8 protein-coding genes are annotated in these 17,778 nt (G+C 72.5%); 1 reads left to right on the top strand and 7 read right to left on the bottom strand.

The genetic code is table 11. The features are described from left to right. Nucleotides 1-36 precede the first annotated feature (36 nt). Nucleotides 37-1,548 carry a leucyl aminopeptidase gene (locus tag IPL40_07125; GenBank protein MBK8480933.1) on the bottom strand — a complete coding sequence of 504 codons (1,512 nt, stop codon included), beginning with the start codon at nucleotides 1,546-1,548 and terminating at the stop codon, nucleotides 37-39. Between the two features lie 467 nt (nucleotides 1,549-2,015). Here IPL40_07125 and IPL40_07120 point away from each other — a divergent pair, with 467 nt between their 5' ends. After that, a complete protein-coding gene (locus IPL40_07120; GenBank protein ID MBK8480932.1) occupies nucleotides 2,016-2,333 on the top strand; it encodes a hypothetical protein in 318 nt (105 codons plus the stop codon). Between the two features lie 686 nt (nucleotides 2,334-3,019). Here IPL40_07120 and IPL40_07115 read toward each other — a convergent pair. The 6 genes from IPL40_07115 to IPL40_07090 all read right to left on the bottom strand — a co-directional run bounded on the left by IPL40_07115 (nucleotide 3,020) and on the right by IPL40_07090 (nucleotide 17,776). Further along, on the bottom strand, nucleotides 3,020-3,835 hold the full coding sequence (locus IPL40_07115) for a DUF72 domain-containing protein (protein ID MBK8480931.1): 816 nt from the start codon (nucleotides 3,833-3,835) through the stop codon (nucleotides 3,020-3,022). A 99-nt stretch (nucleotides 3,836-3,934) separates the two neighbouring features. Further along, nucleotides 3,935-6,112, bottom strand: a complete 2,178-nt coding sequence (gene uvrB, locus IPL40_07110) for an excinuclease ABC subunit UvrB (GenBank protein MBK8480930.1) — start codon at nucleotides 6,110-6,112, stop codon at nucleotides 3,935-3,937. 93 nt (nucleotides 6,113-6,205) lie between these two features. Continuing rightward, nucleotides 6,206-7,123 (bottom strand): hexose kinase, encoded by a 918-nt coding sequence (locus IPL40_07105; protein ID MBK8480929.1) that lies wholly within the window; start codon nucleotides 7,121-7,123, stop codon nucleotides 6,206-6,208. Continuing rightward, nucleotides 7,120-15,684 carry a CHAT domain-containing protein gene (locus IPL40_07100; protein MBK8480928.1) on the bottom strand — a complete coding sequence of 2,855 codons (8,565 nt, stop codon included), beginning with the start codon at nucleotides 15,682-15,684 and terminating at the stop codon, nucleotides 7,120-7,122. Before IPL40_07100 ends, IPL40_07105 begins: the two co-directional genes overlap by 4 nt. Further along, the gene (locus tag IPL40_07095; GenBank protein ID MBK8480927.1) at nucleotides 15,681-17,258 is read right to left on the bottom strand and encodes a hypothetical protein; all 1,578 of its coding nucleotides are present in this window, start codon (nucleotides 17,256-17,258) and stop codon (nucleotides 15,681-15,683) included. The genes IPL40_07100 and IPL40_07095 overlap by 4 nt, the downstream gene beginning before the upstream one ends. After that, complete coding sequence (locus IPL40_07090; protein ID MBK8480926.1) at nucleotides 17,255-17,776, bottom strand: hypothetical protein; 522 nt, start codon at nucleotides 17,774-17,776, stop codon at nucleotides 17,255-17,257. The genes IPL40_07095 and IPL40_07090 overlap by 4 nt, the downstream gene beginning before the upstream one ends. Between the last annotated feature and the right edge of the window lie 2 nt (nucleotides 17,777-17,778).

Below are 17,778 nucleotides of genomic sequence, written 5' to 3'. Positions count from 1 at the left end.
CCTCGCCCTCAGGCCCTCGCCCTCAGGCCCTCGCCCTCAGGAGCGAGCGGCGTCGCGGCTGACGAGATACTCGACCAGGGTCGCCACGCCGAAGCCGGTGCCGCCCTGTGGGATATGGCTCCAATCCTTCTCGGCGAAGGCCGGGCCGGCGATATCGAAGTGAATCCACGGCACGTCCTCCACGAAGGCCTTGAGAAAGAGTCCGGCCGTCGAGGCGCCGCCCCAGCGTTCGCCCGCATTCTTCAGGTCGGCCACAGGCGACTCGATCTGGTCCCGTAGGCGTCGCGGCAGCGGAAGCGGCCAGGCCTCCTCCCCCGCGCGCCGGGCGGCGGCGAGGAAGCGCTCCACGACCGAAACGTCATTGCCCATTACGCCCGCCATATGGGGCCCGAGGGCCACGACGCAGGCACCCGTCAGCGTGGCGATGTCGATGATCTCATCCGGCTTGAGGCGCACCCCGTAGCTCAGCGCATCGGCCAGCGTCAGCCGCCCCTCGGCGTCGGTGTTCATCACCTCCACCGATTTACCGCCCATACCGGTCACGATGTCGCCGATCTTGTAGGCGGAGCCCGAGATCATGTTCTCGGTCGCTGCGACCAGCGCGTGGACCTCGGACTGCAGCCCGAGCTTCGGCAAGGCGCGCATCACGGCGAGGACTGCGCCGGCCCCAGCCATATCCGCCTTCATGCCGACCATGCTGGCGCTCGGCTTGAGCGAAAGGCCCCCAGAGTCGAAGGTGACGCCCTTGCCGACGAGGACGAAGCGCTGCGCCGGCTTCTCCTTGCCGCGCGGATGGTAGGTCAGGTGGATGAAGCGCGGCTCCTCGCTGCTGCCCTGCGCTACCGCGAGGAAGAGCCGCATCTTCTGCCGCTCGCAATCCTTGGGTCCAAGTACTTTGCACTCGAGCTGTTCGTCGCGCGCGAGCGCGGTCGCTACCTCCGCCAGTTTTGACGGCGTAAGCTCGCCCGGTGGGTCGTTGGCGAGGTCCCGCGCGAAGCATATGGCCTCGCCGACAACTTCCGCCCGCGACAACCCCAAGATCGCAGGATTGCCCCTAAAATCCGCCCCAAGCACGACTTGGAACTGCTCCAGCCGCAGCGGCTGACGTCGCTCGGCGCCAAGGTGTCGATCGTAGCGATAGGCCGCGAGCAGCAGCCCCTCGACGAGGAACTGACTGACGCGCTCGGTCGCCGAGCTGTCGAGGGGCGGTAAGGTGCTCGCGACCCGTTTGACGTGCGTGCTCCGCGCGACCTCGATGATCAGCGCGCCGAAGCGCCGCGTCTCGGCGAGGTCGAAATCCTCCCGCTTACCGAGCCCGCCGAGCAGGATGCGTTCGACGGGCAGCCTTCCGTGCGTATGGAGCAGGAGGGTCTGACCCGCCTTACCCTTGAACTCCTCCTGCTCGAGGACTCGGCCAAGCAGTCCATCGAGGCGCCGGTCGAGTCTTATAAAGTCCTTTGCTTCTGTTACTTTACCCTCGAAGACCGGCACGGCGAAGAGATCGGTCTCGAGCTTGTCTGAATCATCCCAGTAGAATGTAGACTTCATGCAACCCTCGTTGGCTCCAGCCAGCGACAGCAGCCTATGCGCTCGTTCGAGTCCTTGTCAAAGCGCCTGCACAACAAAGCGAAACTAGCCACAAACCCCAACCAGCAAGAAAGCGTAACTACCGGGGATAATCGAGTCAGGTCCTCGCCGAGTCCTTCCCACAGCCGGCGGAACCGACTTTGCCTATTCATGGCGGCCACTTACCATTCCTGTCTCCACAGGGACCCCAAACCTGTGGAGAACGTAGGGCGGCGAGTCCAGCACTCCAGCTTTGTAAACCCTCGTACTGAGATAAAACTTATCGTAGAACTTGAAAGGACGGCTGGGTTTCGCAACATAATCAATATGTTATAAGTTACATGATACAGTGCTTAAATTATGCACAATTATGCAAAATTTACTTGACCATCACCACAATCACCACTAATATCGATTCAAATTTACCCAATTTGGGAGGGTAACGCGCCATGGCTGTGAAGAAGAATGTAACCAAGGTCGCCAAGAAGGTCGCCAAGAAGAAGGTGGCCAAGAAGGTCGCCAAGAAGGTCGCCAAGAAGAAGGTCGCCAAGAAGAAGGTGGCCAAGAAGGTCGCCAAGAAGAAGGTGGCCAAGAAGGTGGCCAAGAAGGTCGCCAAGAAGAAGGTGGCCAAGAAGGTGGCCAAGAAGGTCGCCAAGAAGGTCGCCAAGAAGAAGGTGGCCAAGAAGGTCGCCAAGAAGAAGGTGGCCAAGAAGAAGCTCGCCCCAGTGGCGATGCCCTCTGCGCCGTCGACGCCCTTCTCGTTCTGAGGTCGTTCGGTTCGGCGGGCCCCGCTCCCGGGGCGTGGTACAGCGAGGGACCCGCTCTGGCGGGTCGCCAGCGATCGGGCTGAGGCGTCGCCTTGGCGAGCGTCTGGTCGCGCGTCTCGCGTCCTGCCTGCGCCCCGCTTTTCTGGGTCCCCGGCTGGGGGTCCCGTGAGCGGCGCCTTCCTTGCCTGCGCAAGACCACCGCGGAGGGCGCATGCGCCTCAACCGGCGGAGTGGCTCCGTCCTCGAATTTGAGGTCGCGGTGGTTTGGCCTCAAGAGGAGGCTGGGCTGGCGTTGGCCCAGGCAATCTCAGGTGGTTCCCTGCTCGGCGCCAGCGTGTTGCTCGGCGAATGCGGACCCCGCCAGCTGACCTTCACCTGCCCGCCGGGTCTCGAGGGCGATCTTCCTGAACGCGGTGAGTTGAGTTGGGTCCCGGAGGCGCCCGGGCCCCGCTTGCGCGTGACCTGCAGGCTCTGGTGTCGCGACCAGCGCCGCCGGCTGCTACTGCGCTCGGCTGCCACGGCCGCGTGCGGGCTGGCGGTGGTCACCCTGGCGTGGAGCTGGCTGCCGGTGCTGGCGGCACCCCTGGCGCTGCTCTTGGGCCTCGCCCTCGACCTGCTGGGCTGGCACCGGCTTCGCCGCCGCTGGGCCGGTCGGCTTGAGGCCTGTCTGCAAAATGCGGCCTGGCTCAGGGCAGCTCGGGCGAATCGTCCAGGGCCGCGTCCTGCTCCAGGCCCAAACTAGCCCCAGCCCCCAGGCTGATCGCTGTCGCGGTGAAGCGCCGGGCCTGCCGCTCGCCCTGAGGGCCCGCGAAGACGAGCACCGACCGGGGTTGATTCAGCGCCCATTCGACGAGGCGATCGATCTGCCCCTCGTGGTAGTCCGGCGCGCGGAGGCGGCAGTAGACTGTCTCGAGCGCGACCGGTCGCATCGGGTCTTCCGCCAGCGGATCGAAGCAAGGGACGAGGTCGAGCTCACGGCAGATCGCCTCGACCTCGTCGGCGCTCCAAACCCCGTGTGGCTCCCAGACGTAGAGTCGGCCCGGCGCGCGCTCGAAACCCGAGAAGAACGCGCCCATGCGGCGGCGGTGCTCGGCGGTGGGGCTGAAGCCGAGGGGCGTATCGTAGACCACGGCGAAGGCCGAGAGCGCCGAACAGGCAGCCTCCGTCGCGCGACTCGCCTGCTCGATCAGCGCCGTCGCGCGCAGGCCGCCGGCGTCCGCGAGGCGCGCGCGCTCCGCGGCGGGAGCCCCCCGATAGAGGCCCCGATAAACACCGCTGTCGAGGTCGTGAGTGATCAGCTGTGAGGCGCGGCAGCTCAGCGCCAAGGCCGCCGGCAACCCCTCACGCCAGCGTCGCAGCGCTGCCGGTCTCGGTGTGCTCCAGAAGGTATCTTGGAGCTCGACGAGACCCGCCTTGGGCCGCCGACCGGCCTTGCTCCCTGCTGATCGCACGCCGGCGCGCCGCGCCGCATAACCGACCAGCATCCGGGGAAGCGCTTCCATCACGTCGACGTATAGCGGATCGCCCAGCGCATTCAAAGCGATTCCGCCTGCAGGCGCCGGCCGCAGCGCCGCGTCCGTTGGCCACCCGTCGCGTCGAGCTCAACCGCGCTTCGTCGCGCTGCGTGACCGCGTCGTGCGCCGCTCTTTGGCGCCGCCGCCGCGCTCGCTGCCTCTGCTCCGCGCGGGACGCGGGCTGGCCACCGCGCCACCTTGCGACCTGAGCGCCGCGCCTGAGCTCGCTCCGGAGCCCGCTCCGGATTGCGGGTCGCGCAGCAGCAGCTCACGGGTGGTCAGCGCGTGAATGCGGTCGCGCAGCGCGGCGGCCGCTTCGAACTCCAGCGCGCGGGCAGCCTCGGCCATCGCGCGCCGCAGCTCGCCGAGGCGTCCGGGGATCGCAGCCAGCGCCAGCCCGTCGTCGGCGGCAGCCGCGCCCTCCTTTGCAGCCGCGGCGTCGCCACCGATGCTCGAGAACTGCAGCTCGAAGATCGGGCGCGAGATGGTGCGCGGCACGATGCCGTGGGTAGCGTTGTAGGCCGCTTGCACCTCGCGACGGCGCTCGGTCTCGTCGATCGCGCGGCGCATCGAGGGGGTGATGCGATCGGCGTACATGATCACCGTGCCGTGGACGTTGCGCGCGGCGCGCCCCATCGTCTGAATCAGCGCGCGGTCGGCGCGCAGGAACCCCTCCTTGTCGGCATCGAGGATGGCGACCAAGGAGACCTCCGGCAGGTCGAGGCCTTCGCGCAGCAGGTTGATGCCGACCAGCACACTGAACGCCCCGGCGCGCAGGTCGCGCAGGATCTCCACGCGCTCCAGCGTATCGATGTCCGAGTGCAGATAGCGCGCGGCGATGCCGGCGTCCTGCAGATATTCGGTGAGGTCCTCCGCCATGCGCTTGGTCAGCACCGCGGCCAGCACGCGCTCGCCCTGGGCGATGCGGGCGTGGATCTCCTGCACGAGATCATCGACCTGATGCGTGACCGGACGGACCAGCACCTCCGGGTCGAGCAAGCCGGTCGGCCGGATGATCTGCTCGACCACCACGCCCTGGGTTTGCTGCACCTCCCAGGCGCCGGGCGTCGCCGAGACGAAGATCACCTGATTGATGTGGTCGGCGAGCTCCTCGAACTTTAGCGGACGGTTGTCGAGGGCCGAGGGCAAGCGGAAGCCGTGCTCCACCAGCGTCTGCTTGCGGCTGCGATCACCGCGATACATCGCCTGGAGCTGCGGCACGGTCTGGTGGCTCTCGTCGACGATCAGCAGGAAGTCGCGCGGGAAGTAGTCCAGCAGCGTCGGCGCCGGCTCACCGGGCTGGCGCCCCGAGAGGTGGCGCGAGTAGTTCTCGATGCCGTTGCAGTAGCCCATCTGCTCGAGCATCTCGAGGTCGAAGAGCGTCCGCTGCTCCAGCCGCTGCGCCTCGACCAGCCGCAGCTCGGCGCGCAGCTCGGTCAGCCGCAGCTGCAGCTCATCCCGCACGGTGCTGATGGCGCGCCGAAGCTGATCGACCGGCGTCACATAGTGGCTCGCCGGAAAGATCGCCACGCGCTGCCGCGCCTCGAGGACGCGACCGCGCAAGGGGTCGACGTCCCAAAGGCCCTCGACCTCGTCGCCGAAGAAGGCGATCCGCCAGGCCCGCTCCTCCTCGTGCGGCGGAAAGACCTCGACGACGTCGCCGCGCACGCGAAAGGTCCCGCGGTGGAAGTCGTAGTCGTTGCGCTGGTACTGGATCTCGACCAACGCCCGCAGTAGGTCGTCGCGCTCGATGCGTTGACCCTGATGCACGTCGACGGCCATCCCACGATAGAAGTCCTGGCTGCCGATGCCGAAGATGCAGGAGACCGAGGCGACGATCACGACGTCGCGTCGCGAGAGCACCGCCTGCGTCGCGGCGTGGCGCAAGCGGTCGATCTCATCGTTGATGATGGCGTCCTTCTCGATATAGGTGTCGCTGGACGGGACGTAGGCCTCAGGCTGGTAGTAGTCGTAGTAGCTGACGAAGTAATGCACGGCGTGCTCCGGGAAGAGCTGCCGAAACTCGCCGTAGAGCTGCGCCGCCAGCGTCTTGTTATGCGCGATGACCAGCGTCGGCCGCCCGAGCGCGGCGACGACGTTGGCCACGGTGAAGGTCTTGCCGCTGCCCGTGGTCCCCAGCAGCACCTGCTGGCGATCGCCGCGCTCCAGGCCGCCGACGAGCTCGGCGATCGCGCGCGGCTGGTCCCCCGTCGGGCCAAAGGGGCTGACGAGGCGAAAGAGCGGCGCTGACGACGACCTGTTCACGGCGCGGTCAGCATGGGTCGCAGCGCAGAGCCGGTCAAGCCGCGGACCTGCCGCCCGGCCGCAGCGGCTGGCAGGCGCGGCCGCGCGCCGCGATCAATCCAGGCGCAGCGTGTCGACGAGAGCGTCGACGCGGGTCGCGTCGAGCTCGGCGGGCAGCAGCGTGCTGGCGTTGGCCACGGCCGCGGCGACCCCGAGGCGCACGGCCTCGAGTGAACGCAGCCCGCGATGCAGCCCCAGGGCCAGCCCGGCGGCGAGGCTGTCGCCACAGCCGATGGTGTTGAGCAGGGGGACGGGGGGAATCGCGCAGCGGTAGCTTCCGCTCTTGCCGCTGATCCAGACCGGGCGCGGCCCGTCGCTGACGACGACCCAGCGCGCGCCGCGCTGATTCAGCTCGTGCATCGCGCGGCGCAGGGCCGTGTCCTCGGCGAGATCGCGTCCCAGCGTGCGACCGAGCTCTTGGCGGTTGGGTTTGACGAAGCTCGGCCGCTGCGCGAGCGCGGCCAGCAGGGCCGGCCCGTGGGCATCGACCACGGTCGGTCTCGATCCCACCTCGAGCAGCAGCTCGCGATAGAGCTCTGGCGAGCAGCCGCGCGGCAGCGAGCCGCTGAAGACCACCACGCTCGCCTGCGGCACCAGCGCGCGGTAGGCGCTGCAGAACGCCTCGAGCTCCTGCCCACTGACCGGCGCGGCCTCCTCGACCAGCTCGGTGACGCTGCCCGTGACCCCGTCGAGCACCGTGGTGCAGGTGCGCGTCGCCGCTGTCGTGGGAACAAGGGTATGCGCGATACGCCGCGCGGTCAGATCGTGCTGAAAGGCCACGCCGGTGGCGCCGCCGGCATAGCTCAGCGCGTGGTGTGGTGCCGCTAGCTGGCCGAGCGCACGCGCCGCGTTTACCGACTTTCCGGCCGCGCAGGTCACGACCTCGGCAGTGCGGTTGACCTCCCCGAGCTGCAGGGTGCTAAAGCGCATCACCCGCTGCCAGGCGGGCGTCAGGCCGACCGTCAAGATCATGACGCCGGCCTGCTGCCGGCCGGAGCCCCCGACCGCTGCTCGCGTCGATCGCTTCCGGGCCCCGCCGGGGTCGCCGCGCGCGCGCTGGTTGCCGGGGCCGCTCCGAGCTCGCTGAGGCGGAAGGTCGCCCAGGCCGCCGGATGCGGCCATCGTGCCCGCAGCAGCAACTGAGCCTGCTGCAGGGCGACGGCGGCGCTGAGGCCGCGCACCCGCTGGCGGAAGAAGAGCTTCATCAGCAGGGCCGCCCCCAGATCGCTAACGCGGGTCGTCGTTGCTACGACCTGGCCGGCGCCCGCCAGCAGCAGCGTCGTGTCCAAGGCCAGGCCGCCCCGAGCGGTGGCGTGCCCGCCCTCGCAGGCCGAGAGCACGACGAGCGGGGCGCTGACGCGGCTGGCGAGGATCTCTAGCGCTGAAAGCCTGCCATCCGCCAGCCCAATCGCACCCTCCGCCGCGGCTGCGTCGCCGTCGACGTGCGCCGCGAGATGGACCTGCCGGCCGCTGGCGAAGGCCTCGAGCAGCGCCTGGCGCGTGGCATGACTGCCCGTGTAGGCGCTGACCTCGCTGGCGGTGCGGCCGAGGGCTTCGCTCTCACGCTCGGCGAGCGGCAGCGGCTGGGCCGGATCGCCGTCCCAGGCGACCGAGGTCCACGGCCCGCGCGCCTCAGTGAGCTGCGGCCTCGGGGCCTCCGCCAACCACGCGAGCGCTGGCAGGTAGCTGAGCGTGACGTGCGCGGCGAGCGGCGCCCCGCGCGCCCCGAGCGCGGCGAAGGGAACGTCGCGGAGCGGCCCTGGAGCCACGATCCGCCAATGCCGCGCAGGGCCGCGGGCAGCGCCCGCGAGCGGCGCGACGAGCCAGGTCGAGAGCCGCTCGATCAGGGGCTGGACATCCTCCCAGCGCTGCAGCCCCGCGCGCAGCGCCCGCAGGGTGGTCGCGAGGCGATCGCGCGTCACGGTGACGATCGACATCGTCACCGCCAGGTGCTGGTCGTCGGCGGCAGCTACGACCCAGAGGACCAGGCGCCGCGCCGTGCTGTAGTAAACCACCGCGATCGTGTCGGGCTGGCGCGCCAGGCCCTGGGCCACGCGCGCAGGATCCCAGGGCGGCGGGTCGAGCAGGCGCAGCAGGCGCGCTTGCACCGCGCCGAGCTCCGCCCGGGCGCGCGCCAGCGCCTGTTCGAGCGCGTCGGCCTCGGCGCGGAGCAACGCGCGCTCCGCTGCATCCACGCCCGCTTGCAGCAGCGCGCTGCGCAGCGCCTCCAAGCGCCGCTGAAGCTCCAGCACGCGCTGCAGCGGCGAGCCGACGAGCCCGGGGCCGAGCTGCCCGGCGGCCGCGCCACCGGCATCGATACCGGCGCGTGCCCGAGCCCGCTCGGCGGCGACGAGGGCCGCCTCCGCCTCGCCCGAGGTCGCCAGCAGGTCGACGAGCTCATCGTAGAGCGCGCTCGTTGGCTCTTCGCTCTCGCCGGTCGCTCTCGCCTGGCCGAGCTGCGGCGGCAAGCTCTCGATCAGCGCCGCGCCCCGCTCGAGCGCCTGCCGCGCCTCCGCGCCGCGGCCGCGCGCCCGCAGCGCGCGCGCACGCTGCAGCTCGAAGCGCCAGATCCAGGCGCGCTGACCGACCTCGCGTGCGCGCCCGAGGCCGGCCTCGGCCTGCGCGAGCGCCAGCTCGGCGCGACCCTCCGTTAGCTCGATCGCGCCCAGGCCGTGGCGCGCCTTGAGCTCGTTGAGGGCGGCGCGGATCCGCTGCGCGAGCGCGAGTGCCTGCTCCAGGTCGTCTCGCGCCTCGCGCCGCAGGTCGAGCTGCAGGCGCGCCAACCCGCGATTGGCGAGAGCAAAGGACATCCCCAGCGCGTCGCCGCGAGCGCGGTCGAGCTCGAGCGCGTCGCCGAAGCGGGTCGCGGCCTCGTCCGCCCGGCCCGCCAGCCTGAGCGCGAAGCCAAGATTGTTGAGCGTGGCTGCGACCTCGCCTGCGAGGCCCTGTCGGCGCGCCTCGGCGAGGGCCTCCTTCAGGGTCGCCAACGCGGCGTCGCTCCGTCCCAGCGCGGCCAGCGTCGTGCCGCGCGCGTTGAGGAACTGCAGCCGGCGCGGCGGATCGTCCGCGCTGAGGGTCACACCTTGCTCGGCCGCGGCGAGGGCCTCGCCGAGCGCGCCGGCGTAATAGAGGCTGTTAACGAGCTCGAGCAGGGCAGCGTCCTGCGGCAGACCGGCCGCGGTAAGCAAGGCGAGCGCGCGGCGCGCGAGCCGCACCGCGTCACTGAAGACCCCCCGGGCCGAGGCGATCCGCCCGAGCTCGAGCCAGGCGCCGGTCAGCGCCGTGGCCGTCGGCCGCAGCGCGGCGAGCGCGGCGGCAGCGCGCGGAAGCAGCGGCGGCTCGAGCGGGGGCAACCAACGCAGCGCCGCTTCGACGCTCACCGTGGCCTCGCGGAAGCGGGCAAAGCGCAGGCGCAGCAGCTGCGCGACGCGGACCGCGTCCTGCGCGGCGGCGAGTCCAGCGGCCGAGGCGGCGAACGCGCCCGGGATCGGCGTGGCTGCGGCGCTGCTCGCCAAGGCCAGGCTGCGGCGCGCCGCCCGCAGCGCCTCGGCGTGGTCACCCTTGCGCTCCGCGATCGTGCTGCGTTGGCCGAGGGCCTCGCGCAACAGCGCGGGACGGCGCACCTCCTCGTAAATCGCCACCGTCTCGGCGTTCGCGGCGAGCGCGGCGTCGAATTGGTCGTGGCGCAGGCGCAGCCAGGCCATCTGCCGCAGGGCCGTCACCAGCTCGGCCTTGGCCCGCAAGCGCGCGAGGTCCGGCTTGGTCGCGACCTCCGCCGTCTTCAACGCCGCGCGCCGCAGGGCGACGAGCTCGGCCATCGGGGCGAGCGCCCGCGCGTAGTCCTCACGTAGGCCATGGGCGTTGGCGAGGTAGAGCAAGGCTCCCGCTTGCAGACGCGTATCGCCGGCGAAGCTCATGTAGTGCAGGGCCGGCTGCAGCGCCGCGATCGCCGGCGCGAGCTGGCGGGGGCTCGCGTTGAAGGCCTTGGCCCCTGCGAGCACTAGGCGCTTGAGCTGCGCCTGCGCGAAGGCCTTGCGCTCCGCGGGATCGACGCCCCCGTCACCGAAGAGCGTCAGCCCGAGCGGCGCCAGCGCCGCGCTCAGCGGTAGATCGGCGCTGCGGGCCCAGGCCGCTGGAAGAACGGCGCTCAGGGGTCGCGTCGTTGCTGCGGGTGGCGGCGCGCTGGCGGTGCCCAGTGCTACTGCTGAGACGCCCGCGGCGTGCAGGAAGCGCAGCAAGGCCACGAGCTGTGCGCGACGCCCGGGGCCCCTCAGCTCCGCGTCGGGAAGCGCCGCCACGCTGCTGTCGAGCAGGAGCCCGAGCTGATGGCCCCAGCGCCACGGCGCCCGGCCCGGTCCAGCCGCGAGCACCAGGTTCGTCGCCGAGCCGCCGAGCCAGCGCAGGGGCAGATCCAGCCAGAGCAGTCCGCTGCGGGTGGCGACGCGCTCCAGCGACGCCCGGCTGAGGGCCGCGGCTGGCAGCCCTCGCAGCTCGACCGTCGCGGGCGTGCCACGGCGCGGGCGCTGGCCCACCGCCGCGCCTGGCGCGAGCTGCACGATCGTCGGCAGGGGCATGCGTCGCACCGCCTGCGCATCGCGCAGCTCCCAGAGTGTGGCCAGTCGCGCGACGCGCGCCGGGGCGAGCCCGAGCGCGGCTGGCGTCGCCTCCGGGTCGTCGAGTGGGCCGAGGTCGAGCAAAATGCGCGAAGCGTTGCCGGCGGCGGCAGAGAGCACCGGATGCAGGAGCCTGGCGCGGGCGGCCGCGCTCAGCGCCCGTAACGCGGACAGGCGCTGCTCGAGCAGGTGCAGCCGCGGTCGACCCTGCGACCGCAGGGCGACCACCGCCACGCGCGCGCCGTCATCGAGCAGGCGCAGCGCCACCGTCTCTGGGGCGAGCGCGTGCTGCAGCGCAGCGAGCTCGAAGCTGCCGACGCTGAGCAGCTCCGCCACCGCGGGACTGCTGACCTCGAGCGCCTGCAGCGCCTGGCGCACGGCGCGCTCGCGGCGCTGCAGCTCCTCGCGCCAGGTCTCTGCTGCGGTCTCGGGGGCCGCCGCCGGCACTTCGCTCGCGTGTTGACGATAGCGTGCCGCGCGCTCGAGCAGCCCTTCGATCGCCCTTCCGACCGGCCCGCTGCCCGCGGGACCGAGCGCCACCAGCTCGTCCAGAAAGGCGCGCCGCTCGGCCAGCTCCGCGTAGCGTAGCGCCGCGGCCGCGTCGCCCTGATCGAGCGCCAGCGCGATCGCCCGCCCGAACACGGTGTCGCGCAGACTGCCCGCTTCGGCCAGGTCGGCGGGCGCCAGGAGCAAGGGGTGGCGCTCCAATAGGCCGTCCACCGCGGCCGCCATTGCCCGGGCGTCGCGTCGGCGGTAGGCCAGCTCGGCGCTGAGCGCGTAGCGCTGGGCACCGAGGTCCTCAACCACATTGACCGCGGCCACCTGGCGCAGCAGCTCGGTGCTGGGATGCGCCTCGAGCGCCAGGGGCGGGACGTTCGTCACGCCCGCGCGGGCCAGCGCCAGCGTGATGGCGAGATGCCAGCGGCGGCTCTCACGCGCGCTTAGCGGTAACCAGAGCGCGTCGCCGATGCCCCCGGTCGCCGGCGCGTCGGGGCTGGCCTCCGGGGGCTGCGCCTGCCGCGGATCCGTTTCGGCGAGGCTCGCCTCGAGCAGCCGGACCGCCTGCGTCAGCGGCCGCGCGCGCGCGAGCAGACGTTGGACGGCGCGCTCCGTCGCGCTGCGTGGCGACCCCGCCGCCCAGCCCGCCTGGAGCCGCGCGAGCTCGCCGTCGCCAGCGTCACCGGGGCCCGCCGCCTCGACGGGGCCAGTCGCCGCCTCGGCGGCCGCGTCTTGGGGCGTGCCCGCCGGCGCGACCTGTAGCGTCAGCAGCGCCAGGTCGCACCAAAGCGCCAAGCGCAGCCGCTGGCTGAGCAGCGGAGCCTCCGCCGGCGTGCCTCCCGCGCCGGCGCCCGAGCGCCCGGGCGGGGCGGTCGGCGTGCCGCTCGGCGCGCGCCCCGCCGCTCGGCGCGCTTCCAGCGCTCGCAGCAGCGTCTGACTGGCCCTCAGCTCGGCAGCGGCCACCGGTGCGCCGGCCGCGAGCGCGTCGAGCAGCGCCTCGGCGCGGTTGAGGGCAAGTCCGACCTCGAGCGCGAAGCTCTGCACATCGAGCATCCCCTCCGGCTCGCGCAGCGCCCTGGCCTCGCTCAAGGCTCGGTCCAACGCCTCGGCGTAGGCGACGCGGTCGCCCTGTCCGGCCGCCAGCAGCGCGCTGCGATTGCGCAGCAAGAGCAGCTCACGGCGCAGCTCGCCGACCTCCTGCTGCTCGCTGCGCGCCTGCTGCATTTGCACCAGCTCGCCTTGCAGTCGCCGCGCGTTCGGGCCCTCGCGCGCTTGCTCGGCCAGGATCTCGCGCAGCGCCCGCTGGCTCTGGCGTTCCGCCCGCAGGTCGAGCCCCAGCGGCATCGTGCTCGGCTCGGGCGCCGTCGCCACCGCGAGGAAACTCGGCAGCGTCGCCACGCCCCAGCGCTTCAGCGCCTGCTCCGCGGCCTGCAGGTGCTGTGTCGCCGCGCGGCCATCGCGCTGCAGCAATGCGTTGTAGGCGAGCGTCCGCTGCAAGGGCGCCAGCGCCTGGCCGTGTCCCTTCTGCCGCACGCGCTCGATCGCCTTGCTCAACCAGCGGCTCGAGCTCTTGAGGGCGCCGCGCAGCTGCTCACTGACGCCGAGCTGCGCGAGGACCTGCACCTCGAGCGCGTCGAGGCCCAGGCGTCGCGCGAGGCGGTGTGCGCGCTCGAGCTCGCTGGCCGCGAGCGCGTACGCGCCTCTCGCCGCCGCCGCGCGGCCGCAGCTCAGCCGATGAAACGCCTCCTGCTCCGCGCTGCCGAAGGGCTGCGCCAGGGTCCGGCGTTGCGCGCAATACTCGAGGACCTCGCGCCAGCCATTGCCCAGCGCGGCGAAGACGTTGGCGAGGTTGGTCAGCAGATCGGCCTCGGTCTGCGGGTCGACCGAGGCGTCGTTGAGCGCATGCGCCTGCTCATAGGCGAGCGCGGCCTCCTCCAGCCAGCCGCTCTGGCGCGCGCCGAAGAAGCGCTCGCGCATCTCGTAGACCCAACCGAGCGTCATGTGTCCGAAGGGGCTCTGGGGCCGCAACGCGCGCGCGCGCTTGAGCCAGCGCTCAGCCTCGTCGAGGTCCGTCGTGCGCAGCGGCGTGCGCAGCGTGGCCAGGTAGCCCAGCGCGTAGGCCGCCACGGCGTCGCCACGATCGCGTTGAGCCCGCCGGCGATAGGGCGCGGCCAGCGCGGACCAGGCGGCGTGACGGTTACTCGCCCGACGTGCACTTGCAGCGCCCAGCGCGAGCAGGCCGCGATGCGCCTGCAGCACCTGATCATCGAGCGCGAGCAGCCGACGGTAGCGCGCTTCGGCCGCGGCGCGCTTCCCTGCGAGGGCGAGCTGCGTGGCCTCGAGCAGCGCCAGTCGCAGGTGAGCGCGGGTCGCGCGCGCGCGCGTCTCGCTGGCCGGGTCGCTCTCGCTGAGGATGCGCTCGTAGGCGCTGAGCGCGCGCTCGTAGTGCGCGAGGGCCGCCGTGGGCGCGCCGGCCTGCCGGAGCTGCCGCGAGCGCAAGAGCGCCAGCCGACCGAGCTCGAAGCCAAGCTCGGCGGTGAGCTCGACTGGCAGCGCGGGGCGCTGCAGTCCGGCCCCCAGGCTCTCGATCGCCGCGTCGAGCTCGCCGCGCTGCTCATGCAGCAGCGCCAAGCGCGCGAGCAACCGGGCCGCGATCGGCGCGGGCGGTCGGTGCCGATCGAGCAGCCCCCGCAGGGCCTCGAGCTGCTTGGCCTGCGACTCGCCGGTATGCAGGGCGATCAGCGCCCGTGCCACGGCCTCGTCCAGCGCCGGCTCGCCCTCGGCGCGGAGGCCGAGGTAATAGCTGGCCACGAGCTCCGGGGCGCGCAGCTGCGCATAGACCGCGCCGAGCTGAAGCTTCGCCCGGCTGACCAGGTCGCGTTGGCTGGCGAAGGCGTCAATCACGCGCTGATAGCCCGAGAGCGCAGCCGGCAAGGCATGGGCGAGTTGCTCGAGCTCGGCCTGCCGCAGCAGCAGGTAGCCCCGCGCGGCGTCGGCGGTGGAGGCGAGGTGCGGGCGTAGCCGCTCGAGGCGCCGCAGGGCCGCATGGGCGTCCGCGGGCAGGCGCGCGCGCGCCGCGCTGCTCGGCGCTGCCGTGGCGCTGGTCGTGGACCCACCCTGGGCGGTTATTTGCGCCAGCAGCTCCGGCGAGACCGCCAGGTCGATCTGCGCCCGGGCGACGAAGATGGCCGCGTCCTCCGCCTGCTCGACCCTTGCTGCAGCCGCCAGGCCCTCGAGGGCGCGCCGCGCCTTATCGAGCTCACCAACCGCCAGCCAGCGCTGGGCGCTGGCGTAGCGGGCCTCGCTGCCGTAGCTGCGATCACGCTCGAGGTGCTGCCAGAGCAGCAAGCTCGCCCAGGGATCGCGCGCGTCGCGCGCCAGGGCACGCAGCGCCGCCGGCGGTAGCGTGACGGGCACCAGGCCGCTCGTCGGCAGCCAGCCGAGGTCGAGGCTGCCGGCGTGGCGCGCGGTGATCACCAACCCGCGTGCGTGGGCGCGCGGCAGCAGCGCGTCGCCGCCATCGCTGGTGAGCTGCTCCGCCAGCGCCATCACGGCGCTCGGCTCGCGACCGGCGAGCAGGGGTTCGAGCGGGACGCGCCAGAGCGACGCCGGCGTCTTGGCGTTGCGCGGCTCCTTGGCCGCGCCGCGGCGGAAGCGACAGAAGACCAACCACTGGCCGTCGGCCGTGAAGGTCGGAAAGCCCGCCGGCGCGTCCGCGACGGTGACGCCGCGGGGCGCTTGCCGTGGCCGACCGAGGCGCAGCAGCTCGATCCGCGCGACCTCGCCCGCCCTGGCGCGCGTGTAGGCCAGCCAGCGCCCGTCCGCGCTCAGCGCCGCATGCGTCGCACCGGCAGCGCTGATCGCTTCGCTACGGCCCGTCGCCAGCTCGAGGCGTCGGATCTGCTCGCGGCCGGGTTCACCGCTGCTGAAGAAGAGGCTGCGTCCATCGGGCGCGAAAACAGGGAAGGCGTCGGCCGTGGCTGCGCCCGTCAGCCGTCGCAGCTTGCCGTCGCGCCAAAGGTAGAGGTCACCCTTGGCGTCGGCCCGCTGTGAAACAAAGGCCAGCGCGCGTCCGTCGGGCGCCCACGCGGGCTGCGTGTCCTCGGCGGGATGGTCGGTGATGCGGCGGGGCAGCCCTGTCGTCAGGTCCTTGACCCAGATATCGAGCTGGCCCTTCTGATCGCTGGCGTAGGCGAGCTGCCGACCGTCGGGCGAGAGCGTGCCCCCGAGCTCGTCGCTGGCGAACTGCGCCAGCCAGGTGATGCGTCCGAGCTGGCGCTGCGGGCTCCGCAGTTGATAGGCGCGCAGCATGGCCGTTGGCCCCTGCCGAGCGCCGCAGGCGCTGCAGAGCACGAGCCCGAGCAGCAGGAGGCGCCGGTCTCCTGCGAGCACAGCCCGCGTGCTGCTGCCGCTCGCGCTCATGGGGCACCGCGCTCGCAGTCGCGTAGCCGCTCAAAGGCCCGCCACGCCCCGCCCTTGGCGGCGTGCAGCCGCGCCGCTCGCTCGCGGTAGTCGAGCGCGCGCGTCAGTCGCTCGACCGGCGCGGCCTGCTCGCGAAGCTGCCAGTAGGCGTCCTGCGCGGCCTCGAGCGCCTGGCCCGCCTGCTGGTAGTGCCGATACTCGGCCGACCGGGCCAGGTAGGCCGCGATCGCCGCGCGCTCCTGCCTGAGCAGCGCGCCGAAGTCGGGATGCCAGGCGTCGTCGAGCACCGGCCAGCGTCCGAGCAGGCGCGCGATCACGGCCGCCGCGGCCTGCTCCTCGGCGGCTCCGGCCCGCTCGCGCTGCTCACGCGCGGCGTCGACCTGGCGCTCCAGGGCATGAAGCGCCGCGTGGGCCTGGCGCGCCTCCGGCGGCAGGCCGGTGCGTGCGCTGAGCACGGCCACCACCGCCTCCTGCTCGGGCAGCACGACCGACCGCCGCCTTCCCCGTCGCGGCGCCACGGCCGCCAGCCAGCGCTCGGAGGTCGTGGTCGGCACGTCCGCGCTCGGCGAGGCCAGGTTCACGCGCGTATGCGCCTCGAGCAGGGAGATCCGCCCGTCCGCGTCGAGATCGAGGGCGTCGAGATCGAGGGCGCGGCCGTCGCGATCGCGACCGCGCAGCGCGTTGAAGAAGTGCAGCGCGTAGCCGTCCTGCGCGGCCCGGTCGGGGTTGGGGTCGCAGCCCGTCGCTGGCAGGTCGGCAGGCGTGGCGAAGAAGCCGCAACGGAGCCCCGCCGGGGCCCCGCGCTCGGCTCGCGCCGCGGCGAAGGCGAGCTCGGCGAAGCCGCCGCCAAAGCAGGTCGTGACCACCACGCGCACGCTGCGTCGCGCGCGCTCGAGCCAATCGGCCAGGTCGCTGACGCGCAGCTCGGAGCCGCCCCAGAGCGCCAGGAAATTGTCCCGCGGATGCTCGCCCTGTTCACCGTGCCCCGCCAGGTAGAGCGTCAACGCCTCGCCCTCGAGGCCGGCGAGGCGGGTCACGGCCTGGCGCGCGTGCTCGAAGGACGCGGCCGCGGCGATCGGCAGGCTGCTGCGACGATAGCTGCTCTCGCGACCACCGCGCGGATCGAAGAGGGCGGCGAGCTGGCGCAGCAGCGGATCACCCCGCGGGCTCGGGTCGAGCACCTGGACGTCGCGGGCCCCCCTTCCGCCGGCGAAGAGAATCAGGCCCCGTCCCCCCAGGGCCTGCGCGGCTAGAGCGATGTCCTGCTCGATCGACACCGGGTTCATCTCCGGGGTCGCGCCGCCGCCGAGGGCCAGCCAACGCAGGGGCTTGCCCTGGCGATCGAGGCCCGATCCGAAGGCCCCCGCCGCCTCGCCTTCGCCGCCGCCCGCGCTGCCCGTCGGCGCGCTCGGCGCCGCGGCGAGAGGAGCGCGCGGCGCCGGAGCGTCGGCGACCGGCCTCGACCGGGGCACGCGGCGCGGCGCGGCGCGGCGTTCGGGGCAGGCGGACCAGACGCTGCCGGTCAACGCCAGGCCGACCAAGAGCCGGGCCAGCGCGCGCCAGCGGGTTATCATCGCTCAGGTCCAAGGTCGCGGGCCTCCGCGGCGGGCTGCGCCGGGACCGTTGCCCAGCCCCGCCCCACGCCCTCGACGCGCTCGCCGGGCCGCGCCACTTGCAGCACCAGCCGGTGAAAAATCTCTCGCGCCACGGCGAGGCCCGCCAGGCCGAGCTCGGGGCTGAGCTGCACGGCGCGTCGCAGCAGCACCAGGCGGTCGGCGTTCTCCTCGGCGATCAGCGCGCCAACGCGCTGCGCCTCGGCGGCCCCGCGCGGCGGCAGGAGCAGCTTCAGCTCGGCGTCGCGACCCTCGCCGATCACCTGCTGCTGCTTGAGCAGCTCGAGATCATCGGCGTTGAAGGCGCGCCGCAGCGCGGCCGCGCGCGCCTGTCGCTCGTCGGGCGCCAGCGTCGCAGCGCCGGCGTCCTGACCCGTTGCCTGCGCGCTGCGGACCGACGAGGCGAGGATCAGCCGCTCCTCGAGCGGCCAGAGCTGGCCGATCAGCTGGTTCTCGAGCTGGGTGTGGCGATCGAGCACCG

It is taken from the genome of Pseudomonadota bacterium, assembly GCA_016711215.1.
GTDB lineage: Bacteria > Myxococcota_A > Polyangia.
The sequence above is the reverse complement of the archived record's forward strand: the minus strand, read 5'-3'. Positions and strand labels throughout refer to the sequence as shown.

Coding starts and splice junctions, on each gene's coding strand:
- IPL40_07125 (MBK8480933.1), bottom strand. CDS start 1,548: ATGAAGTCTACATTCTACTGGGATGATTCAGACAAGCTCGAGACCGAT.
- IPL40_07095 (MBK8480927.1), bottom strand. CDS start 17,258: ATGATAACCCGCTGGCGCGCGCTGGCCCGGCTCTTGGTCGGCCTGGCG.
- IPL40_07100 (MBK8480928.1), bottom strand. CDS start 15,684: ATGAGCGCGAGCGGCAGCAGCACGCGGGCTGTGCTCGCAGGAGACCGG.
- IPL40_07105 (MBK8480929.1), bottom strand. CDS start 7,123: ATGATCTTGACGGTCGGCCTGACGCCCGCCTGGCAGCGGGTGATGCGC.
- IPL40_07115 (MBK8480931.1), bottom strand. CDS start 3,835: ATGGAAGCGCTTCCCCGGATGCTGGTCGGTTATGCGGCGCGGCGCGCC.
- IPL40_07120 (MBK8480932.1), top strand. CDS start 2,016: ATGGCTGTGAAGAAGAATGTAACCAAGGTCGCCAAGAAGGTCGCCAAG.